A 23,002-nucleotide genomic window follows, 5' to 3' on the forward strand; every position below is an offset into this window, starting at 1 on the left:
CAACCCTCCTGCTCGACGTCGTCAGACGCTACCGTCTGAGGGGTGCCCGAGTTGCCGGAGGTGCAGGCGCTCGCGGCCTACCTGCGCCAGCGCGCGGTCGGCCGCCGGGTAGCGCGTGTCGACGTGTCGGCGATCAGCGCGCTGAAGACCTACGATCCGCCGCTGTCGGCGCTGGCCGGGTTGGAGATCACCGACACCGGCCGGCACGGCAAGTTCCTGGACGTGGAGTGTGGCGGTGAGCTGCACCTGGTGGTGCATCTGGCGCGGGCCGGCTGGCTGCACTACCGGGAGAGTTTCCCGTCGGCGACGCCACTGAAGCCGGGCAAGGGGCCGATCGCGGTCCGGGTCCGGCTCGACGACGGTTCCGGGTTCGACCTGACCGAGGCCGGTACGCAGAAGAAGCTGGCGACGTACCTGGTCGCCGACCCGGCGCAGGTGCCGGGGGTGGCCAGGCTGGGTCCGGACGTGCTCGCCGTCGACGCCGACACCTTCGGGCAGCGGCTGCGGGCCCGACGTGGGCAGGTCAAAGGGGTGTTGACCACGCAGGAGGTGGTGGCCGGCGTCGGCAACGCGTACTCCGACGAGATCCTGCACGCGGCCCGGTTGTCGCCGTTCGCGTTGACCCACCGGCTCACCGACGATCAGATGTCGGCGTTGTACGCCGCGACCCGGCGGGTGCTGACCGACGCGGTGGACCGTTCGGTGGGCCAACGGGCGGCGACGTTGAAGGGCGAGAAGCGATCCGGAATGACAGTGCATGGTCGCACCGGGTTACCGTGCCCGGTATGTGCGGATAAGATCAGAGAAGTCTCTTTTGCAGATTCGAGCCTGCAGTACTGCCCCACCTGCCAGACCGGCGGCACCCCACTCGCTGACCGACGGTTGTCCCGCCTTGTGCGTTAGGTGACGAAATCGGGGTCCGAACGATGATCGTCCCTCGCTACGGCGATGCGCACCACAACGGTGACTTCCGTGGTGACGATCCATCGGTATAGTGGCCCGGTCCCAAAGCTTCAGCACCATCACCGACCACCGGCACCCACCCTTCGGACGAGGGGCGTAAAGTCTTTCGGGTCACCGTCCGTGTACGGGCGCCGTGGGAGACTGAGCTGGTGGGCGAGCCAGGCCTTCACGGAGAGTGGGCGGCACGTGTCACGCGGGAGGACGTGGGTGAGGTGACGACAAGCCTCGAACGCCCGGTAACCAACACCAGCCGGAGCAGCAGGTTGCGCCACGTCGACAGCTTCGAGATCCAGCCGCCCGCGCCGCCGCCGACCAACGGCGTACCCCGGTCGGCGTGGGCCCGGGCACGTCGACGCGCGTCGCGGTGGCACCGGCCGTACACCGCGATCCTGCTCCTGCTCGACTTCGTCGCGGCGGTGCTCGCCAGCTACATCTCGATCTCCCTGTTCGAGAAGGCCACCTCCGGCTTCTCCGACGCCGACAAGGACGCCACCTGGTTCCACACCGTCACCTACCTGCTCCTGCCGCTCGGCTGGGTGGTGGTGCTCTGGGCGACCGGCGCGTACGACCGGCGTTACCTCGGCCTGGGCACCGACGAGTTCAAGCGGGTGCTGCGCGCCGGCGTGACGGTCGCCGCGAGCGTGTCCTTCCTCGCCTTCGCCACCAAGACGGACCTGTCCCGGCTGTCGGTCGCCACGGCCCTCATCGGCGCGCTCGCCCTGATCCTGCTGTTCCGGTTCCTCGCCCGGTACGCCCTGCACGTGCTGCGCCGCCGCGTCGGCCACGCCGCGCACCGCATGGTGCTGGTCGGCACGCTGCCGGAGGCCCTGGAGGTCTTCACCGCGGTCACCCGCAGCCCGGCCGCCGGGCTGATCCCGGTCGCCATCCACCTCACCGACGGGTACGCCGCCGCCCGGGGCATCGACACCCCGGTCCCGGTGTACGCCGGACGCAACGTGCTCGCCCTGGTCCGCGAGGTCGGTGCCGACACCATCGCGGTCTGCGGCTCGGCCAGCTCCGAGCCGGGTGAGCTGCGCCGGCTGGCCTGGCAGCTGGAGGGCAGCGGCATCGACCTGATCGTCGCCCCGCAGCTGACCGACATCGCCGGACCCCGGGTGCACATCCGCCCGATCGAGGGCCTGCCGCTGCTGCACGTCGAGGAGCCGACCCTCTCCGGGCTGGGCTGGCTGGCCAAGAACCTGCTCGACCGGGTCGCCGCCGGGCTCGGGCTGATCGCGTTGGCGCCGCTGTTCGTCGCGGTGGCGATCGCCGTCCGGTTCTCCGACCGGGGGCCGGTGTTCTTCCGGCAGCCGCGCGTCGGCCACGAGGGCAAGGTGTTCCAGGTCTGGAAGTTCCGGACCATGTACGTCGACGCCGAGGAGCGGCTCGCCTCCCTGGTCGACCAGAACGAGACCGACGGGATGCTCTTCAAGATCCGCAACGATCCACGGGTCTTCCCGATCGGCCGTTTCCTGCGCGCCAGCTCGATCGACGAGCTGCCGCAGCTGATCAACGTACTCCGGGGTGAGATGTCGCTGGTCGGGCCGCGCCCGTTGCCCGCCGACGACGGTGACTTCCTCGGCGACGTCCGCCGCCGGCTGCTGGTCCGCCCCGGGATGACCGGTCTGTGGCAGGTCTCCGGGCGCTCCGACCTGTCCTGGGACGAGGCGGTCCGACTCGACCTCTACTACGTCGACAACTGGTCGCTCACCTACGACCTGAGCATCCTGTGGCGCACCATCGGCGTCGTGCTGGCCCGCAAGGGCGCGTACTGACCCGTCCGGCGGCGGCACGGTCCGCCGGCAGCCGGTAGCCGACCGTTGACCGAATGACCACCACGCCGAACTTGGCAGCACCGCCGGTACCGGACAGGATCTGACCCGTGGGCGCAAACCTATCCGCACCACTGGCGGTACTGGCCCTGGTGACCGCCCTGACCGTCGCGGTGTACGCGGTCGTCCGGCTCCGTGGCCGGCGGGGCATCGCCACCGCCACCCAACGGGCCACCTACGAGGTGCTGCACACCGCCGGCCTGGCCGCCGAGCCGCTGCGCAACGGTCTGGACGCCGCCGGCGCCGCCAAGGCCGTACGGCATCTGCGCGCCCTGGTCGGGGCTCCCGGTGCCGCGCTCACCGGCCGCGACGAGGTACTCGCCTTCGACGGGCGCGGCGGCCACCACGGCGACCAGCTCGTCGCCGCGACCGGCCGGGCCCTGGACACCGGCCGGTCGGTCGTCCTGACCGCCCGGGACCTGCCCTGCGACCGCCCCGACTGCCTGATCCGCGGCGCCGTCGTCGCGCCGCTGACCGGGCCGGACCGGGCCGCTGCCGTGGCCCTGGTCGCCGTCGTCGACGACGATCCGGCACCCGGCCTGGTCCAGGCCACCCTGGAGACCGCGTACTGGGCCGGCAGCCAGCTGGCCCTGGCCGAGCTGGACTCGTCGCGGGAACGGCTCGCCCGCGCCGAGGTACGCGCGTTGCGGGCGCAGATCAGCCCGCACTTCATCTACAACGCGCTGACCGCGATCGCCTCGTTCGTACGGACCGACCCGGAGCGGGCCCGGGACCTGATCCTGGAGTTCGCCGAGTTCACCCGCTACTCGTTCCGGGCCCACGGCGAGTTCACCACGCTCGCCGAGGAGCTACGGTCCATCGACCGCTACCTGACCATCGAGCGGGCCCGGTTCGGTGAACGGCTCCAGGTGCGGCTGCAGATCGCCCCCGAGGTACTCCCCGTCCATCTGCCCTTCCTCTGTCTGCAGCCGTTGGTGGAGAATGCGGTCCGGCACGGGTTGTCCCGCAAACCGGGCCTCGGCACGGTCAGCATCGAGGCGCGCGACGCCGGCACCGAATGCCACATCACCGTGGAGGACGACGGAGTGGGGATGGACCCGGCGGTGTTCACCGGCACCGGCACCGGCGCCGATCAGGTCCGTCGGGGCGGCGACCCGGCCGACGACGCCGGCCAGCACGTCGGCCTGTCGAACGTCGACGAGCGGCTGCGGTCGGTTTTCGGCGACCAGTTCGGCCTGGTGGTGGAGACGGCGGTGGGAGCGGGTACGAAGGTCAGCATGCGGGTGCCGAAGTTCCACCCCGACGCCCGGCCGGGCGCGGCCGGACGCTGGGAGGTGGTGTCGTGACCCCGTTCCTGCGGGTGCTCGCCGTCGACGACGAGCCACCGGCCCTCGACGAGCTGGCGTACCTGCTGCGGGCCGACCCCCGGGTGGCCCGGCTGCACACGGCGTCCGACGCCACCGAGGCGCTGCGGGTACTGCGCGACACCGACGTGGACGCGGTCTTCCTCGACATCCGGATGCCCGGCCTGGACGGTATGGAGCTGGCCCGGGTGCTGCGCCGGTTCGCCCGGCCGCCGGCGATCGTCTTCGTCACCGCCTACGACGACGCTGCGGTGGACGCGTTCGACCTGGGCGTCACCGACTACGTCCGCAAGCCGGTGCGGGCCGAGCGGCTGGCGGAGTCGGTCCGGCGGGTGCTGACCGCCCGGGTGGTGCCGTCGCATCCGGCGGCGATGGCCCGCAACGAGGAGGACCCGGCGATCCCGGTGGAGCTGGCCGGCACCACCCGGATGCTGCCCCGCTCGGCGGTCCGCTGGGTCGAGGCGCAGGGCGACTACGCGCGGTTGCACACTGCGGAAGGGTCGCATCTGGTCCGGGTCCCGCTGGCCACGCTGGGCGAGCGCTGGGCCGATGCCGGGTTCGTCCGGATCCACCGGTCGTTCCTGGTCCAGTTGCGGCTGATCACCGAACTGCGGCTGGCGAACTCCGGCTACGTCGTGGTGATCGACGGCACCGAGCTGCCGGTCTCCCGCCGGCACACCCGGGAGCTGAAGGACAAACTGGTCCGCGCCGCCAAGCACGACTGGGGCAAGTGACGCGGGCCCAGCCGGGCCGTGCCGGGCCGTGCCGGGCCGCTCAGGCGGCGCGGCGGCGGCGCAGGGTGGCCACCGCGGAGCCGGCCAGAGTGAGCAGGCACTCCGGCAGTTGCCCGTCGGCGAGAGCCGCGCCGAACAGCGCCTCCCCGGTCGAGCTGTCCGAGTTCGCGTAGGCGCTGATGAACCGCGCCACCCAGCGGGCGTCGTAGCGCGCCTCGTCGATGCCGGGAAAGTCGAGGGTCCAGCCACCGACCGGGACGTCGTCGCCGACCATCGTCGCGGCCAGGCACCACGCCACGTCGTAGGCACCGGCCACGCCGCTGCGGTCCACCACGGCGTCGAAGGCTCCGGCCACGCCGTCGCTGTCGCCGGCCAGGGCGGAGCGCAGGATCTCGGTGGCGTCGGTGAACGCCTCGTCGGCCCCGTCGCGTCGGTCGGTCATGAGCGGAAGGGTATGTCGCGTGGTCAAGGCGTGACCACCGAACCGCCCACGCGGTCGCAATGCCGCCCAACTGGCCGCCCGGCGGTCCGCGTACCATGCCTGACATCGCGTTTGAGCCGGTAAGACGCTAAGGTGCCCTGCGGACCTTCGGCCGATGGAGGACGTCCCATGCCCGTGTCACGCGGCTCCCGCACCGCCGCCCTGGCCGTCTGCGCGACCCTGTTGGTCACCGCCTCCGGTTGCGGCGACACGTCGACCACCGACGACGTCGCTGTCGAGCCCGTGCGGCTGTACGGCACCGACGGCAACATGATCAACTCCTTCGCGGCCGAGTTCGAGGATCAGGCGGGCCTGCTGTCCGGGATGAAGGGCACCAGCCCGCTGACGCCGCTGTCGGACGACTTCGTCGAACGGTTGCGCACCGTCGACGGCCAGCTCAACGACTTCCTGTACGCCGGTGAGGCCTACGACGCCGTGGTGATCAGTGCCCTCGCCACGCAGTTGGCCGGCACCACCGACCCGGCGGCCATCGCCGCCCAGATCAACGGTGTGACCACCGGTGGCGAGCAGTGCGACACCGTGGCACTGTGCCTGGAGCTCGTCGAGGACGGCGTCGACATCGAGTACCGGGGCATCTCGCTGAAACGGGGCGGCTTCACCGACGCCGGGGAGCCGTCGACGGCCAGCTACGCCACGTTGCACTTCGACGAGAACGGCCAGATCAACGACGGCAAGACCGAGTTCGTCGGTGCCGGTGACGAGTCGACCACCACCACCGTGGCACCGCCGGCGGTGCCGCCGGCGAGCAACGGCAGTCGCACCGGCGCCCCGCTCAAGCTGGGCGGACTGCTGCCGCTGACCGGCGATCTGGCCCTGGCGTTCCCGCCGATGGACGCCGGCACCCAGCTCGCCCTGCGGGAGATCAACGCGGCGGGTGGGGTGCTCGGCGAGCCGGTCGAGTGGTTCGAGGGCGACGACGGCACCAACCCCGACGTGGCGCGGCAGACCGTGGCGCGGCACATCGAGGAAGGCGTTCACGTGATCATCGGTGCCGGCGCCTCCGGCATCTCCCGGGCGGTCCTGCCGGACGTCACCGGGGCCGGGATCATCCTCTTCTCGCCGTGCAACACCGACGCCGGGCTGAGCACCATCGACGACAGTGGACTGTACTTCCGTACCGCGCCGTCGGACCTGCTGCAGGGTCGGGCGCTGGCGGACGTCATCATGCGCGACGGCCCGCAGCGGGTCGCGGTGGTCGCCCGCAAGGACTCGTACGGCGAGGGCCTGCAGGAGAACGTCCGGGCCGAACTGGACCGGGCGGGCATCGGCGCGGACCGGCTCAAGCTGCTCACCTACGACCCCCCGGAGGGGGCGGACTCGCCGCCGGTCGACTTCACGGACGGTGCGCAGGAGATCAAGGCGTTCGGTGCCGACGCGATCCTGATCATCGGCTTCAGCGAGTCCGCTGAAGTGATCAAGGCACTGTCGGCGGCGGGACTGCCGGTCGCCGTCTGAGGCTCCTCGGTCCCGCGCGGGTGGCACTTTCTCGGGATCACACGAGCATCGCCGCTGCGTACGGTGGGTCCTGTCACCAGCCAGGATGATCTGCGAAAGAGGCGGCAGGATGAGCGAGTACGTCGACCCGGACCTCAGTGCGTCGGCCGAGGCCGAACAGGGACTGGGCAGCAGCGACGACCCGGGCCACGACGCGGTCGGCTACGAGACGTACGGTGACGGCGCGTACACCGTCGTCCAGCACCACATGGACGGCTCCACGGACGTGCTGATCGACCGCGACGGTGACGGCATGGCCGACGTCGTGATGCACGACGCCGACGGCGACGGCATCGCCGAGGTCACGATGCTGGACAACTCCGGCGACGGTCGGCTGGACACGATGCTGCGGGACTTCGACGACGACGGCATCGCCGACGAGATCAGCATGGACACCAACGGCGACGGCCGGATCGACGTGGTCTCCTCCGACAGCGACGGTGACGGGCTGATCGACCGGGTGGCCGCCGACACCGATCACGACGGCCGGGTCGACACCTGGAGCAGGGACACCGACTTCGACGGCCGGACCGACGAGGTGCGGGTCGACCTGACCGGCGACGGGGTGGCCGACCAGGTGCTGCGCGACACCGATCACGACGGGGTGGCGGACACCGTGAGTTACCTGAACCCGGCGGTCAACCCGTACGCGGCGAGATGAGCCCGGCTCGGGTCGCGGCGGGCCGGATGGCACCCTACTGTCACATCCGCCAGCACTTGTGACGCAGCGATGGAGGACCTGGGATGACCGAGGCACCGGAGACCGTGGAGACCCGCGGCGACGATCGGGTCGACCTGCTCAAGGCCGACACCAACAATGACGGGCAGACCGACGTGTGGGTGGTCGACACCGACGGCGACGGCAAGGCCGACATGTACCAGTTCGACACCGACGGCGACGGCAAGGTGGACATCACCATGGTCGACCTGGACGAGGACGGTACGCCGGACGAGGTCGTCGACGGTGACGGCGGGCACCCGCCGACGAGCTGAACTGTCCGGAACCGGACGACGACCACGGCCCGGCGGTCTGCTCCGCCGGGCCGTGGTCTGCTGCCGTGGTCTGCTGCCGTGGTCTGCTCGGCCGGGCCGACCGGTCACCGGCCGGTCCCCGGGAACGACGAAGGGGCGGGCTCCCGAGGTTCCGGGAAACACCGCCCCCGACTAGCCGATGTCAGCCAATCTGGAGAGAGGCCGGTCAGTCGCCCTGACGTTGCTGGGGAATCTGGCCCTGCAACAGGGCACGTACCTCCGACTCCCGGTAGCGGCGGTGGCCGCCCAGCGTCCGGATGGCGCTGAGCTTGCCGGCCTTGGCCCACCTGGTGACGGTTTTCGGGTCGACTCGGAACATCGACGCCACCTCGGCCGGCGTGAGCAGCGGCTCTGGTTCGTGCGTACGCGATGCCATCAGTCACTCCTCCACAGTGCTATAGACATCGGCCGGGGTCCCGCCGGCCGACGCGTCTCCCATGGTCCGGCTAGTCCCCGATGTCCGACATGGGCCGAACGGCCGAACGTCCTTGGATGGACGGATGAGCAATGACCGATTTTTATACATTTTTTACGCCAGAACATACCTTAAACGGACTCTTGATCACCGGTCGTGAACGCCTGATTACGAATACCCCTCAGGACTGGGCGGCAATGAGCGTGGTAGTACGCGAAGAATGCCCGCATTTGCTGGGGCATTAATCACTAATTGCACCGCTCCAGTAACTGAACGGCGCGCCACCTGGCGACGAGTTTCTCGTAGGCCTCGCCCGCCGATTCGGCGTCACCTCTTGACAACGCGGTCAGCCCGGCAGCGACGAGACCGGGCGAATCGTCGGCCTCCAGCGTCTCGTCCGGCAGCAGCCGGACGAGGCCGCCGTAGTCCAGCTCGACCACCGATCGGGGATGGAACTCCTCCAACCACCGGGCACTCTCCTCGACCGCCTCGGTGATCGGCGCGTCCCCGACCGACTTTCGCAACACCGACAGCCCGCGCGACGCGCGACGCCGGGCCTTGGAGATCTCCGTGCGGTAGCGCAGTGCCCGCCGCGGCGGCGCGGCCACCAGATCACGCTCGGCGAGATCCACGAAGACGAACCACCGCAGCGGCACGCCCCACGTCGCCACCTGCTCGTGCACCCGGGGCACCCCGTGCTCCAGCACCCGCGCGCCGCTGCGCCAGTCGTCGACCACCGCGCGCGCCTGCCCGGCCAGCACCGGCGGCACGAAGGCGTCGGCCAGCACCGACGGTACGCCGTCCCGGGCGCTCAGCGCCGCCTCCGCCACCCGTACCCGCAGATTCCACGGGCAGACCAGCAGCGTCTCGTCCGACTCCAGGACGTACGCCTCGTCCGGCAGGTCCGGCAGCCGCGTCCAGCCCGCGCCGAGTGCCTCGATCACCGCCGTCCGTTGCCGGCCGGGGCCCTCGTGCGGGCCCACCGCCCGCCCGTCCCGGACGTACCGACGCCAGTAGGCCTGCCGGTCACGGTCGAAGGCGGCCAGCGGCTCGTACACCCGGAGGTAGGAAGCGTAGGAAGCGAAGAGGGACGGCACGGCGCGATCCTCCCACGAAACCGCGCGGCACCGCCCCTGCCGGGAGCAAACGCACCCGACACCCGGCTCGGGACCAGTAGCGGTGTGACCAGGATGCGCCGCGGTGCCGCCAATCGATACTAGTCTCGTTTCCAGCGGGTCCACCGGCCCGCCTCCCCGGACAGCACCCCACGACGGTGCTCCACCCGCCTCAGGAGTCACGATGGGCGTCTTCGCCACCACCGCCGAGCCCGGCACCGGGCACGAACAGGTCGTCTTCTGTCAGGACCAGCCGACCGGGCTACGAGCCATCATCGCCATCTACTCGACCGCGCTCGGGCCCGCCCTCGGCGGTACCCGGTTCTACCCGTACGCCTCGGAAGCCGACGCCCTGCACGACGTGCTGGAGCTGTCCCGGGGGATGGCCTACAAGAACGCCATGGCCGGGCTCGACCTCGGCGGCGGCAAGGCGGTCATCTGGGGAGATCCGGACCAGCTCAAGACCGAGGCGTTGCTGCGCGCGTACGGCCGGTTCGTCGAGTCGCTCGGCGGCCGGTACTACACCGCCTGCGACGTCGGCACCTACGTCCCGGACATGGACGTGGTGGCCAGGGAGACGCGGTTCGCCACCGGGCGCAGCCGGGAGTCCGGCGGGGCCGGCGACTCGTCGATCCTCACCGCGTGGGGGGTCTTCCAGGCCATGCGGGCCGCGGCCGAACACCGTTGGGGCTCACCCAGCCTCGCCGGCCGCCGCGTCGGCATCGCCGGCCTGGGCAAGGTCGGCCGGTACCTGACCGGCCACCTGCTCGACGAGGGCGCCTCGGTGGTCGCCACCGACGTCGACGAACGGGCCACGGACTGGGCCCACACGACGTACCCGCAGGTGGATCTGGTCGCCGACACCGACACGCTGATCCGCAGCGACATCGACGTGTACGCGCCCTGCGCGCTGGGTGGGGCACTCGACGACGACACCGTGGCGGCGCTGCGCGCCCCGGTGGTGGTCGGCGCGGCCAACAACCAGTTGGCCCACCCCGGTGTCGAGAAGCAGCTCGCCGAGCGGGGCATCCTCTACGCGCCCGACTACGTGGTCAACGCCGGCGGCGTCATCCAGGTCGCCGACGAGGTCACCGGGGCCTCGGCGCTCTCCGCCAGCGGCCGGTACGGCTTCGATTTCGACCGGGCCAAGGCCCGGGCCACCCGGATCTACCAGACGACGCTGCGGATCCTCCGTACGGCCGACGCCGACGGCGTACCGCCCGCGGTCGCGGCGGACCGGCTCGCCGAACGGCGGATGGCTGAGGTCGGTCGGCTGCGTGGCATCCACCTCCGCTGACCCACCTCCACTGACCCACCACCGCTCGACCCGCCGGCGCCAGCGGACACACACCGTGCCGGAGATCACCCGATCGGGTCACGGGCGACGGCCGATCGGGCTCCTTACGCCGCTGTCGCCCGTACCTGACCCCGCCTCGGTGACGCGCGGGGGCGACCCGATGCAACCCGAGGTGCCGAACCTGGGTCTGCCCATGTACCGTAAGAGCCACGAGAGATGCCTGACGTCATCGGGGCCCGCCTTCGGGCTGCCCCGAATTCTGTGCGAGGGGGTCGAGCCATGGGGCGCGGCCGTGCTAAGGCCAAGCAGACAAAGGTGGCCCGGGAGTTGAAATACCACTCCCCGAACACCGACCTCGCCGCCTTGCAGCGAGAGCTCGCCGGCAGCGGCAAGTCGGACCGTGAATTCGACGACGAGTACGACCCGTACCTCGACGACGATGACGAGGACGACTCAGCCGACGGCGGCCGGGGAAGCTGGACACCCTCCTCGTCCCGTTGAGGGTCCGGCTGGAGCAGAGCACGCGGTCAGCCCGCGTGCCGATTCATGTCGGCGACAGCTCCTGTCCGGCCGTCCGACGCGTCGGAACACCGCGATCCGGTGGTGCGTGATCCCCTCACCGGGGGGCCGCACCACCGGACGTCGTAGCGGTCCTAGCTGCCGGCATGCTGTCGGTCGGCGTGCCGTCCGTCTGCGCTGCCGTCCGCCCATCCTGGCAGACCGGTACTGCGGTAGAGCAGTATTCCTGTGAGGAATATTTATACCTCTGAGGAATATCATCCGGACAGTTGTGCCGCTGGGGCGCCGTCACAGGCAGTGAACCGGTGACCCGGTGACCCGGTGACCCGGGTGACCCGGCCTCGTCCGGCCCGGGCCGCTCGTTCCGAGCAGCTGGTCAGCGTGGGCGGTTGTTCCAGTTGTAGAAGGTCGGGATGTTCTCGAAGTGGTTCCAGGCGCAGACCGCGCCGTCAGCGCCGGCTGCCTCCGCCCGGCCGGCGCGGGCCCGACGGGCCTCCTCGAGCAGGACGGCCAGTCCGTCGCGGACCGCGTGGACCCGGTCAGTCACCTGACCTGCCCCGTCGGTCCTACCCGTGGTGACGGCCGGCTCAGGGCGTGGACGATTGCTGGTCTCGGGCATGGGCCAACACTCCCTCCAGTAGATGGATCTTGCTGTTACGGCAGTGGTTGGTCTCCGTACCATCAAAACGCCCGTGTTCGAAGTAACGGTTGGCAGCGTGGCCACCTCCACAGAACCGGAAGTACGGGCACACCTGGCGGCAGGCCTCGACACCGGCGACGAACTCGGTGATCCAACCCGGCTGCTCCGCTGCGGCCAGGATCTGCGCCAACCCGGTGGTCAGCACGTTTCCGCTGGTGAAGTCGCCGTACCGGGAATCGGTGAAGCCGGCCAGCTCCGGGGAGAGCAGCACCACCGACCCGTCGTAGGCGATCGTCGGGATCGGGTCCAGCCGCCGGGGCAGGACCTCGTCGGCGGTGCCGTCGAGTTCGGCGGCGACGTAGCGCAGGGTCCATTCCACTTCCCGCAGGTGGATCCGGGGTGCCCGCCGCCAGGCACCGACCAGCTCCGCCCAGAAGCCGGCGACCGCGTCGGCGGCCCACCCGTTGGACCGCACGTTGACGCCCTCGGTCTCCTCGATGTTGATGCCGAGCACGTCGCAGCCGAGCGTCAGGAAGAACTCGTACAGCTCGGCGGCCAGGCCGGGCTGGGGGTCGCTGACCACGCAGAGCGCCGAGAAGGCGATGTCGTGCCGGCGGAGGGCGTCGACACCCCGCACGATCTGGTCGTACGCCGGACGGCCGCCACGGGCGCGACGCTCGTCGTTACGCGCCCGGGGGCCGTCGACGCTGACGCTCACCCGCATCCGGTGCGCGGCGAAGAACTCGCACCACGCGTCGTCGATCATCGTCGCGTTGGTCTGCACGTGCTGCTCCACCGCCGCGTCGAACGGGCCGAGCAGGGTCGCGAACTTGTCGCGGCCCAGCGCCAACGGCTCGCCGCCGTGCCAGACCACCGAGAAGCGGCGCTGCGCCGCCCACCCGTTGACCGTCTCGGCGACGGCGGCGGCCACCGTACGGGGCATCTGCCGGTTCGCCGATCGCAGCGGCAGATAGCAGTAGCTGCAGTCGAGGTTGCACAGCGTGGTGGGCTGCATGACGACGTAGTCGGGGACGGTGGCGACGCCACGCATGCCGGCGGGAACCGACCTGTCCGGCCGGGCCCCGTCCTGTCCGTTCTGTTGCCGACCCATCCCCCTCCTCCTGCCTGTCACGGATGTCGTTTCAGGCTAGGTGTCCGGGAGGAGCAGGTGAAGCCTCGGCCGGCACGGCGGCGTAGCCAGGCGGCGTCGACGGCGGTCGACCGGAACCGGTCGACCGCCGTGGCGCGTAGCACGTGTCCGGGTCAGCCCCGGGTGTGGTGGCCGACCATCCGGACCTCGCCGGTGCCTTCGATGATGTCGCCGACCTGCCACGCCTCGATGCCGCGACCGGTCAGGCAGGCCAGGGCCCGGTCGGCGTCCTGCGCCGACACGATCGCGAACATGCCGACACCCATGTTGAAGGTCGACTCCATCTCGCCGTCCTCGATCCGCCCCTTGGCCTGCACCAGGTCGAAGATCGGCTGCGGCTTCCAGGTCGCCCGGTTGACCAGGGCGTCGACGTTGTCGGGCAGGATCCGTACCAGGTTGCCGGGGATACCGCCGCCGGTGACGTGGGCCAGGGCCCGGACCTCGCACTCCTCGATGAGCTTGAGGCAGTCCTGGGCGTAGATCTTGGTCGGGGTCAGCAGCTCCTCGCCGAGGGTGCGCTGCCCGCCGAAGTCGTCCACCACGGTGTCCAGCCGCATCCGACCGGCGCCGAGCAGCACGTGCCGGACCAGCGAGTAACCGTTGGAGTGCAGGCCCGAGGAACGCATCGCGATCACCACGTCGCCCACCTCGACCCGGTCCCGGCCGAGGATCTCGCTCTCCTCGACCACGCCGACGCCGGTCGCCGAGACGTCGTACTCGTCCGGGCGCAGCACTCCGGGGTGCTCGGCGGTCTCGCCACCGAGCAGGGCGCAGCCGGCGTAGCGGCACCCGTCGGAGATGCCGGCACCGATCTCGGCGACCTTGTCCGGCACTACCTCGCCGCAGGCGATGTAGTCGAGCAGGAACAGCGGCTCCGCCCCGCAGGCGACCAGGTCGTCGACGACCATCGCCACCAGGTCGATCCCGACGGTGTCGTGGATGTCCATCTGCTGGGCGATGACGAGCTTGGTGCCCACCCCGTCGGTCGACGAGGCCAGGATCGGGTTGCGGTACTTCTGGACGTCGAGCCGGAACAGCCCGGCGAAGCCCCCGATGTCACCCATGACCTCGGGGCGGGTGGTTTTGCGCACCTTCGACTTGAGCAGCTCGACCGCACGCTCACCAGCGTGGATCGACACACCGGCGTCGGCGTACGTCACGGTACGTTTGCGGCTGCCCCGGCCGGAGCTGGCCGACCACGGCTGCCGGCTGGCTGTCCGGGCGCCGGAGTCGTCAGCCGTCGGGCCGGCATCCGCGCTGCCGCGCTCAGTCACGTGCGTCACGGTTCTCCCCTTTGGGCTTCTCGCGGCGAAAGCCGCGTCGGGTAGCGGTCGAGGATCGCTCGACTCGGGCTGCCGGGCGGAACGACCTGGTCGCTCCGCCCGGTGCTACGGGCGGTGCAGGGCGTCAATGCCGCCGGGGCTTACAGCGAACTGTTGAACACCCGGGCCGGTCCGGTCGCCGCCGGCCTGAAAGTCCTGCTCGGTGGTGTCCCCCAGCTGGCCGACCCCGCCAGCAACCCGGCGGTCCACACCTTCGAGCACGTGCTTGCCGATCAGGTTGCCGGCCGGCAACTCGATCGGATACTCCCCATCGAAACATGCCCGACACAATCGTGTCTTCGGCTGCTCGGTTGCCGCTATCAGACCGGCCAGCGAGACGTAACCCAGAGTATCCGCACCGATGGAGCGTCGGATACCCTCCGTGTCCAGTCCGTTGGCCAACAGTTCGGCCCGGGTGGCAAAGTCGATGCCGTAGAAGCACGGCCAGCTCACCGGCGGCGACGAGATGCGCACGTGCACCTCCAGCGCCCCGGCCTCGCGCAGCATCCGCACGATCGCCCGCTGGGTATTGCCCCGCACGATCGAGTCGTCGACCACCACCAGCCGCTTGCCGCGCACGTTCTCGCGCAGCGGATTCAGCTTGAGACGGATGCCGAGCTGGCGCAGCGTCTGCGACGGCTGGATGAAGGTCCGCCCGACGTACGAGTTCTTCAACAGACCGGCGCCGTAGGTGATCCCGGACTCCTCGGCGTACCCGATGGCGGCCGGGGTACCGGACTCCGGAACCGGGATGACCAGGTCGGCCTCGACCGGGTGCTCGCGGGCCAGTCGGCGACCGATCTGCACCCGGGCGGCGTGCACGTTGCGGCCGGCGATCGTGGTGTCCGGGCGGGCGATGTAGACGTACTCGAACAGGCAGCCCTTCGGCTCCGGCGGAGCGAACCGGGCCGACCGCAGCCCGTGCTCGTCGATGGCGATCAGCTCGCCCGGCTCGACCTCGCGCACCACGGTCGCACCCACGATGTCCAGGGCGGCGGTCTCACTGGCCACCACCCAGCCACGCTCCAGCCGGCCCAGCACCAGGGGCCGCACGCCGTGCGGGTCGCGGGCCGCGTACAGGGTGGTCTCGTCCATGAAGACGAAGCTGAACGCGCCCCGCAGCGTCGGCAGCACCTCGAGCGCCGCGGCCTCGACCGACACGTCCGGTCGGCTGGCCAGCAGGGTCGTCACCAGCGCGGTGTCGGAGGTCGCACCGTCGGTGGGCATCCCCCGCTCGACCACCTCGCGGGCCAACTCGGCGGTGTTGACCAGGTTGCCGTTGTGGGCCAGGGCGATCGTCGTGCCGGCGCTGGTCGCCTTGATCGTCGGCTGGGCGTTCTCCCAGGTGGAGCCGCCGGTGGTGGAATAGCGCGCGTGCCCGATCGCCAGGTGTCCGCGCAGACTGGCCAGGGTCGGCTCGTCGAAGACCTGCGCCACCAGGCCCAGATCCTTGTAGACCACTACTCCCGAGCCGTCGCTGACCGCGATCCCGGCGGCCTCCTGGCCACGGTGCTGCAGTGCGTAAAGTCCGAAGTAGCTGAGTTTGGCGACCTCCTCGCCCGGGGCCCAGACACCGAACACACCGCAGGCGTCCTGTGGACCGGGTCGTTGGGGATCAAGATCGTGACTCAACCGGCCGTCGCCTCGAGGCACCTGCCGCTCCCTCGTCCTGGTGTAGCACTGGACGCCTGATCTGCACGTCCGCGCGCGGGTGTCACCGACTCCGTCGCGGATCAGTGTACGCGAGGTTCCAGTTGGCCCAGAGTGCTCCGATTGGCCCGACCCGGCAGCTCGTCGCTCACCGCAAAGTCGGACGTCTGGCGCGGTCAACCTCACAGGGGAAGGTATGCCGAAATATCGGATCTGGGGCCGCTTGCGGTGACTCGCCCGCTTGCCACTGCCACCTCCCAGTCGAGATCGCCCGTCGCCAGCAGGATCCAGGTCACCGGATCGATCTCCACGACGTTCGCTGGCGTGCCACGGGTGTGTCGCGGACCGGCTACACACTGAATTGCACCGTAAGGTGGGACACGCACCTCCACCGATCGGCCCGGTGCCCGCTCGGCCAGACCCCCGAGCAGCAGGCGGACAGCGTCACGCAACGAGGTTCGCGCAGGCGTGGCACCGGCCGCCAGCGACTCACGCACGGTGACCACTGCCTCGGACTTACTGTACGGAGAGGACACATCGGGACGATACGACTAGGTCCGGTTCTACTTCTCCCCGCCCCTGGGTCGCGCCGATCCGTCCCGGCAAGGCATAGTTGCCGACGGTGTACTCGTCACGGGGTGACCCCTGCCCGAAGCCCGGTGCGGGGGATGGATCGAACCGGAAGGCGGTGGACGTGACAACACACCGACGAGCCTGGCTATCGCGGGCCGGTGTTGTCGCAGCGCTGGCTGCCGTCACACTATTCGGCCTCCCCGTCCCGGCCGCCCTCGCGGCGGCCCCACAGGTGACCATCACCAGCCTGTCCAGCGGCACCCTCAACTCCGGCGACCAGGCCACCCTCGGATTCAGGGTGACCAACGCCAACTCCGGTGACGACGCCCAGACGTCCTTCAACATCCGGGTCACCACCAACATCGGTGAGCTGCGCTGCGAAGGCCAGTGCGACTTCACCGACACCATCGACGCGGGCAGCTCCAAGGACTACAGCGTTCAGTTGATCGCCGGCACTCTCGGCACCAACCAGAACCGCAACGGTCGGGTGGAGATCCGCGCCGAGGTCGGTAGCGAGAACGGCACCGCCCAGCGGGACGTCTCGGTACGTGGACCGCAGGAGGCGCCACGGGTCAAGGAGGTGGCCGGCAAGGTCACCGACGTCTCCACCGGGGACCCCATCGAGGGTGCCGTGGTCGCGATGAGCGACTCACAGGGCAACAACTTCGAAACGACCACCAACTCCAACGGCAACTACCGGTTCACGTCGACCAACGACCGGCCGATCGCCCCCGGTGACCTGCGCATCGGCGCCGTCGCCGACGGCTACGACATCAGCGACGCCAAGCGCGTGTCGGCCTCCGCCGGTCAGTCGATCACCGTCGACCGGATCACGTTGAAGTCCAACGTCGAACCCACCCCGTCGGAGTCACCGACGCCCACCCCGGAGGCCACGGCCGAGCCGACAGCGAGCGCGACCCCCGGCGACGCGGCGAGTGCGCCCCCGGTCGACACGCAGAACCTGGCCAACGAGAGCTCCGGCGGCGGAATGGGCTCCTGGCTGCTCATCCTGATGGGTGGCCTGTTGGTGGCCCTCGGCGTCGGCGCGATCGTGCTGCTGCTGGTCCGCCGCAAGGACAACGACGCCGACGACCCCGACCCGGCCGATGACGGCCCGGCCGCCGGCGGTGCCGCGGTGCCCGGCAGCAGGGGCGTCTACCACGACTCCGACGACGCCACCCGGGTGGCCATGCCGCCCATGCCGGACGGGCCGCTCACCGACGCCACCATGGTGACCCGCCCGCCGTCGCTGTCGGACGCGCCGACGATGCTGCACAACATGGCTCCGATCAAGGACGAGTTCCCCGACCCGTACGGCGCACCGCCGCCTCCGGGGCCGAACGCGCCCGCCGGGCCGGATCCCCGCTACGGCGGCGAGCAGCGGCCAGGTTGGGGCGGACCACCGGCCCAACCGACGTACGGGGCGGCCGGCGCCGCTGGCGCCACCAGCGTGTACGGGGCGGTTCCCGGGTCGGATGGACCAGGTGCCGGCGGATACGGCGGCAGCGCCGCTGGGTCGGCGCGCCCGGGTGCCTACGGCGGCAGCGCCGCACCCGGCAGCTACGGTGCCGCACCGTCGTCCGGCGCACCCGGCGGCTACGGTGCCGCACCGTCGTCCGGCGCACCCGGCGGCTACGGTGCCGCACCCTCGTCCGGGCCACCCGGCGGGTACAGCTACGGCAACACCACGGTGCCCGGCCAGTACGGTGCGCCGAGCGGCCGGCCACCGGCCGACGACCCGGGCGACTACCGCGGTGGCCACGGCTACGGGCCCGACGCCGGCACGTCCGGCTACCCGGCCGGCGGGTACGGATCGGCCGAACCGGCAGGCAGCGGGTACGGCAGCGACCGCTACGACGAACCGACCGGGCGGTACGAGCCGGACAACTACGGTCGGTCCGGTTCGCCGTACGACTCGGCTGGCTACGGCAGCCCGGAACCGACCCGCAGCGACGCCCCGCCGCCGCGTGGCCCGCAGCCACCGCAGCCCGGCTACCGGGATGCCGATCCGCCGTACGGCGCGGCACCCGGCGGTTACGGCGGCAGTGCCGGCTACGGCGGCGGTGGATATCCGGACAGCGGTCAGCAGCCCAGCGGCGGCGGTTACCCCGGTAGCGGATACGGCAGCGACCGGGGCGGAGAGTACGGTTCCGCTCCCGATCAGGGGTACGGCGCGGCCTACGGCGGCCCGGGTGGCTACAGCCCGCCGGCCGGTACTGGTTACGACCAGGGCGGTTACGACCAGGGCGGCGGCTACCGGTCACCGGGCGGTGCCGGCCATGACGAGCAGCGGCTTCCGGAGCAGCGCGGCGGCTACGACCAGCAGTACGGGCAGCAGCCGTTCGACCAGCAGCCGTACGGTGGTCAACAGCCGCCGGTCGACCCGCCCGCCCGGCGCGACTCGCCTCCTGGGCGGGGCGGGGAGCGCCGATCGTTGGACTGGTTGGATGACTGAACCTGTGCCGCCCGGCTGCGGGCGGCACAGGTCCGCGCTACGCGGGTGACGACATGCGAGCGGGCCGGGACCATCAGGTCCCGGCCCGCTCGCATGTCGTCCCGCAGAACTGCGGCCGACCAGCCAGGGGCAGGACGGCCGCAGCGGGCTCAGCTCTTGTCAGTCGACTTGCCGTCGGCCGCCGGCTCGTCGGCAACAGGCTCGTCGGCGGACGGCTCCACCGGCTCGTCCACGGCGACGCTGGTCGGCTCAGGATCGGCCGACTCAGCAACAGGCTCGCTGGCGGCGTCAGCCGCGGCATCCGTCGTCGCCGCCGATTCGGTGACCGCGTCGTCCGCCGGCTCGTCGTCCGCCGGCTCGTCGTCCACCGGCACCGTATCGTCCGCCACTGCCGCGTCCGCCGGTGCGACCTCGGCCGGCTCCGGGTCGACATCGGTGGTCGCCGCAGCGGCGCCGGTCGTCTCGACCGGACTGTCCACCGCGACCGCCGTACCGTCCAGCGGGTTCGACGCGTCCGGATCCTGCGGGTCGGCGGGCAGGTTGTTGCCGGGGCCGACCCCACTGAACAGGGCCGGCAGTGTGCCGGTGTAGGCGGCACGCAGCTCGTCCAGGCCGACGGTGAACTGGTCGCGTACCTCCAGCAGCCGGGCACCCGGATCGGTGACCCCGATCATCGTCCACGGCAGACCGTGCTCGACGCAGAGCGCGGCGAAGGCCTTTTCGTGGCCGCGCGGCACCGCCACCATGGCCCGTCCCGCCGACTCGCTGAACAGGAAGACGAACGGCATCGACCCGTCGGCGAACTCGGGCGGCAACGCGACCCGGGCACCGATGCCCCGCCGCAGGCAGGCCTCGACCAGTGCCTGGGCCAGCCCACCGTCGGAAAGGTCGTGCGCCGAGGTGATGTGGCCGACCCGGGCGGCCTCGGCGAGCACCGTACCGAGGGCCTGCTCACGGGCCAGGTCGACCTTCGGCGGCGTACCGCCGAGGTGCTGGTGGGTCACCCAGGCCCATTCCGAGCCGGACAGCTCCAGGTTGGTCTCACCGAGCAGCATGATCAGGTCGCCGTCGGCGTGCGACGGCGGCACGAAGCCCATCGGCACCCGCTGTGCCACGTCGTCGAGCACACCGAGCACACCGACCACCGGGGTCGGGTGGATCGCGGCCGCGCCGGTCTGGTTGTAGAAACTGACGTTGCCGCCGGTGACCGGGATGCCCAGCTCGGCGCAGCCGTCGGCGAGCCCGCGCACCGCCTCGGCGAACTGCCACATGACGGTCGGGTCCTCCGGCGAACCGAAGTTGAGGCAGTTGGTCACCGCCACCGGCCGGGCACCGGTCACGGCCACGTTGCGGTACGACTCGGCCAGCGCCAGTTTCGCCCCGTGGTACGGATCGAGCCGGGCGTACCGGCCGTTGCCGTCGACCGACAGGGCCACGCCGAGGCCGGTGGCGTCGTCGATCCGGACGACCCCGGCGTCCTCGGGCTGGGCGAGCACGGTGTTGCCCAGGACGTACCGGTCGTACTGTTCGGTCACCCAGGTGCGGTCGCACAGGTTCGGCGACGAGATCATCCGTAGCAGGGTCTCCCGCAGTTCGTCCGGCGTGCCGGGGCGCGGCAGGGTCTCCGCCCGGTCGGCCTGCAACAGGATCAGGTCCGCCGGCTCACGCATCGGTCGGGCGTAGACCGGCCCGTCGTCGGCGAGCGAGCCCGGCGGTACGTCGACCACGACGTGGTCGCGCCAGGTGATCGTCAGCCGGCCCGGTTGGCCGTCCGGCTCGGGCGGGGTGACCTCACCGATGGCCGTGGCGATGACGCCCCACTTGTCGGCGATCGCGAGCACCGCGTCGAGCTTGGCCGGCTCGACGATCAGCAGCATCCGCTCCTGCGACTCGCTGGCCAGGATCTCGTGCGGCTCCATCGACGGCTCGCGCAGCGGCACCCGCTCCAGCCAGACCCGCATGCCGGTGCCGGCGGCCGCTGCGGTCTCGGTGAGCGCACAGGTCAGGCCGGCACCCCCGAGGTCCTGGATGCCGACGACCAGACCGGCGTCGTACAGCTCCAGGCACGACTCGATCAGCAGCTTCTCCATGAACGGGTCGCCGACCTGCACCGACGGGCGACGCTGCTGGCTGGCGTCGTCGAAGGTGGCGCTGGCCAGCACCGACACGCCGCCGATGCCGTCCCGGCCGGTCTTGGCGCCCATCAGCACCACGACGTTGCCCGCGCCGGCGGCGGCCTTGTTCTGCAGCCGGTCCACCGGCAGTACGCCGAGACAGAGCGCGTTGACCAGCGGGTTGCCCTGGTAGCAGGGGTCGAAGACGACCTCGCCGCCGATGTTGGGCAGGCCGAGGCAGTTGCCGTAGCCGCCGACCCCGGCGACGACACCGGGCAGCACCCGGGCGGTGTCGGGGTGGTCGGCGGCGCCGAACCGCAGCGGGTCCATCACGGCGACCGGGCGGGCACCCATGGCCAGGATGTCCCGGACGATGCCGCCGACGCCGGTCGCCGCGCCCTGGTACGGCTCGACGAAGCTGGGGTGGTTGTGCGACTCCACCTTGAAGGTGACCGCGAGGCTGTCGGAGACCCGGATCACGCCGGCGTTCTCGCCGATGCCGGCGAGCATCAGCTCACTCGGCGGTGCCTTCTCGCTGAACTGCCGCAGGTGCACCTTGCTCGACTTGTAGGAGCAGTGCTCGCTCCACATGATCGAGTACATGGCGAGCTCGGACTGGGTGGGCCGACGGCCGAGGATCTGGCGGATCCGCTCGTACTCGTCGTCGCGGAGCCCGAGTTCGGTGTACGGCTGCAGCTCACCGGGGGTGTCGGTGGCGCGGGCCACGGTGTCCGGCCCACCCGCGTACGGGTCCACCGCGACGGCGACGTCGGACTGCGCCGGCCCGGCGGCGGCCGCCGCCTCCGACTGCGTGGTCATGCCGGCACTCCCACGAGGTGCTTGAGGATGGAGGTGAAGAAGCCGAGTCCGTCCCGGGACGGGCCGGTCAGGTCCTCGACGGCGTGTTCGGGGTGTGGCATCAGGCCGACGACGTTGCCGGCGGCGTTGGTGACGCCGGCGATGTCGCGCAACGAGCCGTTGGGGTTCCCACCGACGTAGCGGGCCACGATCCGGCCGCTACTCTCCAACTCGTCCAGGGTCCGTTCGTCGGCGACGTAGCAGCCTTCCCCGCTCTTGAGCGGGATCAGCACCTCCTGCTTGGGCGAGAAGGCGTTGGTGAATGCGGTGCCGGCGGTTTCGATCCGCAGCAACTGGTCCCGGTTGCGGAAATGCAGGTGCTGGTTTCGGGTGAGCGCTCCGGGCAGCAGATGCGCCTCGCACAGGATCTGGAAGCCGTTGCAGATGCCGAGCACCGGCAACCCGTCGGCGGCGGCCGCGACGATGGATTCCATTACCGGAGCGAACCGGGCGATCGCACCGCAGCGCAGGTAGTCGCCGTACGAGAAGCCACCGGGCAGCACGACCGCCGAGACTCCGTGCAGGTCGGCGTCGCCGTGCCAGAGCAGGACCGGTTCGCCACCGGCGATGCGCACCGCGCGGGCGGCGTCACCGTCGTCGAGTGAACCGGGGAAGGTGACCACCCCGATGCGGGCAGTCATGACTGCTCACCAGATTCGTCGGCCGGCTCGGCCAGGCGGACGACGTAGTCCTCGATGACCGGGTTGGCGAGCAGTTTGTCCGCGATCTCGCGAGCCCGATCCACGTCGGGTTCGCCCGCGAACTCGATCTCGATCCGCCGACCGATCCGCACCGACGAGACGTCGCTGACACCGAGCCTCGGCAGCGCGTTGGCGACCGCCTGGCCCTGAGGATCGAGAATTTCCGGCTTGAGCATGACGTCGACGACGACGCGAGCCACGTGGCACTCCTGACCGTGTACGCGTTGGGGTGCCGGCCACGAACGGGCCGCGCACCGGTCAGCCTACCTGGTGATGCCAGGTGCGACGCACCGGCGGTCGGCACGTCGAAT

20 protein-coding genes and 1 pseudogene are annotated in these 23,002 nt (G+C 70.9%); 10 read left to right on the plus strand and 11 right to left on the minus strand.

The features are described 5' to 3' along the window. The first annotated feature begins 42 nt into the window (after positions 1-42). The 4 genes from O7608_RS03560 to O7608_RS03575 all read left to right on the plus strand — a co-directional run bounded on the left by O7608_RS03560 (position 43) and on the right by O7608_RS03575 (position 4,854). Positions 43-903 (plus strand): Fpg/Nei family DNA glycosylase, encoded by an 861-nt coding sequence (locus O7608_RS03560; RefSeq protein ID WP_289208627.1) that lies wholly within the window; start codon positions 43-45, stop codon positions 901-903. 263 nt (positions 904-1,166) lie between these two features. Beyond that, positions 1,167-2,738, plus strand: coding sequence for a sugar transferase (locus O7608_RS03565; protein ID WP_289208628.1), 1,572 nt, complete (start codon positions 1,167-1,169; stop codon positions 2,736-2,738). Between the two features lie 107 nt (positions 2,739-2,845). Continuing rightward, on the plus strand, positions 2,846-4,102 hold the full coding sequence (locus O7608_RS03570) for a sensor histidine kinase (RefSeq protein ID WP_289208629.1): 1,257 nt from the start codon (positions 2,846-2,848) through the stop codon (positions 4,100-4,102). Continuing rightward, entirely contained in the window at positions 4,099-4,854 is a 756-nt protein-coding gene (locus O7608_RS03575; RefSeq protein WP_289208630.1) for a LytR/AlgR family response regulator transcription factor, read from the plus strand. Before O7608_RS03570 ends, O7608_RS03575 begins: the two co-directional genes overlap by 4 nt. 40 nt (positions 4,855-4,894) lie before the next feature. On the opposite strand, the gene O7608_RS03580 is transcribed toward O7608_RS03575, so the two are convergent. Continuing rightward, positions 4,895-5,296, minus strand: coding sequence for a hypothetical protein (locus O7608_RS03580; protein WP_282224773.1), 402 nt, complete (start codon positions 5,294-5,296; stop codon positions 4,895-4,897). 168 nt (positions 5,297-5,464) lie between these two features. On the opposite strand from O7608_RS03580, the gene O7608_RS03585 reads away from it, so the two are divergent. The 3 genes from O7608_RS03585 (at position 5,465) to O7608_RS03595 (ending at position 7,843) form a co-directional block, all read left to right on the plus strand. Continuing rightward, a complete protein-coding gene (locus O7608_RS03585; RefSeq protein WP_289208631.1) occupies positions 5,465-6,811 on the plus strand; it encodes an ABC transporter substrate-binding protein in 1,347 nt (448 codons plus the stop codon). Positions 6,812-6,920: 109 nt separating this feature from the next. Continuing rightward, complete coding sequence (locus O7608_RS03590) at positions 6,921-7,511, plus strand: hypothetical protein (RefSeq protein ID WP_289208632.1); 591 nt, start codon at positions 6,921-6,923, stop codon at positions 7,509-7,511. 83 nt (positions 7,512-7,594) lie between these two features. After that, positions 7,595-7,843 (plus strand): hypothetical protein, encoded by a 249-nt coding sequence (locus tag O7608_RS03595; protein ID WP_289208633.1) that lies wholly within the window; start codon positions 7,595-7,597, stop codon positions 7,841-7,843. 205 nt (positions 7,844-8,048) lie between these two features. Here O7608_RS03595 and O7608_RS03600 read toward each other — a convergent pair whose 3' ends face one another. Further along, the gene (locus tag O7608_RS03600; protein ID WP_007073996.1) at positions 8,049-8,258 is read right to left on the minus strand and encodes a BldC family transcriptional regulator; all 210 of its coding nucleotides are present in this window, start codon (positions 8,256-8,258) and stop codon (positions 8,049-8,051) included. 287 nt (positions 8,259-8,545) lie between these two features. Next, complete coding sequence (locus O7608_RS03605; protein ID WP_282224769.1) at positions 8,546-9,394, minus strand: DUF8083 family protein; 849 nt, start codon at positions 9,392-9,394, stop codon at positions 8,546-8,548. Between the two features lie 202 nt (positions 9,395-9,596). On the opposite strand from O7608_RS03605, the gene O7608_RS03610 reads away from it, so the two are divergent. After that, a complete protein-coding gene (locus tag O7608_RS03610) occupies positions 9,597-10,709 on the plus strand; it encodes a Glu/Leu/Phe/Val family dehydrogenase (RefSeq protein WP_289208634.1) in 1,113 nt (370 codons plus the stop codon). A gap of 279 nt (positions 10,710-10,988) precedes the next feature. Then, positions 10,989-11,210, plus strand: a complete 222-nt coding sequence (locus tag O7608_RS03615) for a DUF3073 domain-containing protein (RefSeq protein WP_282224767.1) — start codon at positions 10,989-10,991, stop codon at positions 11,208-11,210. 394 nt (positions 11,211-11,604) lie between these two features. Here O7608_RS03615 and amcA read toward each other — a convergent pair whose 3' ends face one another. The 5 genes from amcA to O7608_RS03640 form a co-directional block, all read right to left on the minus strand. Then, entirely contained in the window at positions 11,605-11,847 is a 243-nt protein-coding gene (gene amcA, locus O7608_RS03620) for a multiple cyclophane-containing RiPP AmcA (protein WP_289208635.1), read from the minus strand. After that, complete coding sequence (gene amcB / locus O7608_RS03625) at positions 11,816-12,919, minus strand: cyclophane-forming radical SAM peptide maturase AmcB (protein WP_289210765.1); 1,104 nt, start codon at positions 12,917-12,919, stop codon at positions 11,816-11,818. Before amcB ends, amcA begins: the two co-directional genes overlap by 32 nt. Positions 12,920-13,131: 212 nt before the next feature. Then, positions 13,132-14,301, minus strand: coding sequence for a phosphoribosylformylglycinamidine cyclo-ligase (gene purM / locus O7608_RS03630; RefSeq protein ID WP_289208636.1), 1,170 nt, complete (start codon positions 14,299-14,301; stop codon positions 13,132-13,134). A gap of 105 nt (positions 14,302-14,406) precedes the next feature. Beyond that, the gene (gene purF / locus O7608_RS03635) at positions 14,407-15,993 is read right to left on the minus strand and encodes an amidophosphoribosyltransferase (protein ID WP_289208637.1); all 1,587 of its coding nucleotides are present in this window, start codon (positions 15,991-15,993) and stop codon (positions 14,407-14,409) included. 179 nt (positions 15,994-16,172) lie between these two features. Further along, positions 16,173-16,526 (minus strand): sterol carrier family protein, encoded by a 354-nt coding sequence (locus O7608_RS03640; RefSeq protein ID WP_421358345.1) that lies wholly within the window; start codon positions 16,524-16,526, stop codon positions 16,173-16,175. Positions 16,527-16,795: 269 nt separating this feature from the next. Between O7608_RS03640 and O7608_RS03645 the strand changes: the two genes are divergently transcribed. Then, positions 16,796-19,018, plus strand: coding sequence for a carboxypeptidase-like regulatory domain-containing protein (locus tag O7608_RS03645; protein WP_289208638.1), 2,223 nt, complete (start codon positions 16,796-16,798; stop codon positions 19,016-19,018). Positions 19,019-19,563: 545 nt separating this feature from the next. On the opposite strand, the pseudogene purL reads toward O7608_RS03645, so the two are convergent. The 3 genes and pseudogenes from purL to purS all read right to left on the minus strand — a co-directional run. Further along, positions 19,564-21,951: pseudogene (purL, locus tag O7608_RS03650) on the minus strand (phosphoribosylformylglycinamidine synthase subunit PurL); the annotation flags it as partial. After that, positions 21,948-22,631, minus strand: a complete 684-nt coding sequence (gene purQ, locus O7608_RS03655) for a phosphoribosylformylglycinamidine synthase subunit PurQ (protein ID WP_289208640.1) — start codon at positions 22,629-22,631, stop codon at positions 21,948-21,950. The gene purQ and the pseudogene purL, both read right to left, overlap by 4 nt. Beyond that, a complete protein-coding gene (gene purS, locus O7608_RS03660) occupies positions 22,628-22,891 on the minus strand; it encodes a phosphoribosylformylglycinamidine synthase subunit PurS (protein ID WP_289208641.1) in 264 nt (87 codons plus the stop codon). The genes purQ and purS overlap by 4 nt, the downstream gene beginning before the upstream one ends. Between the last annotated feature and the right edge of the window lie 111 nt (positions 22,892-23,002).

Origin of the sequence: Solwaraspora sp. WMMA2056 (assembly GCF_030345095.1) — a bacterium.
Classification (GTDB): domain Bacteria; phylum Actinomycetota; class Actinomycetes; order Mycobacteriales; family Micromonosporaceae; genus Micromonospora_E.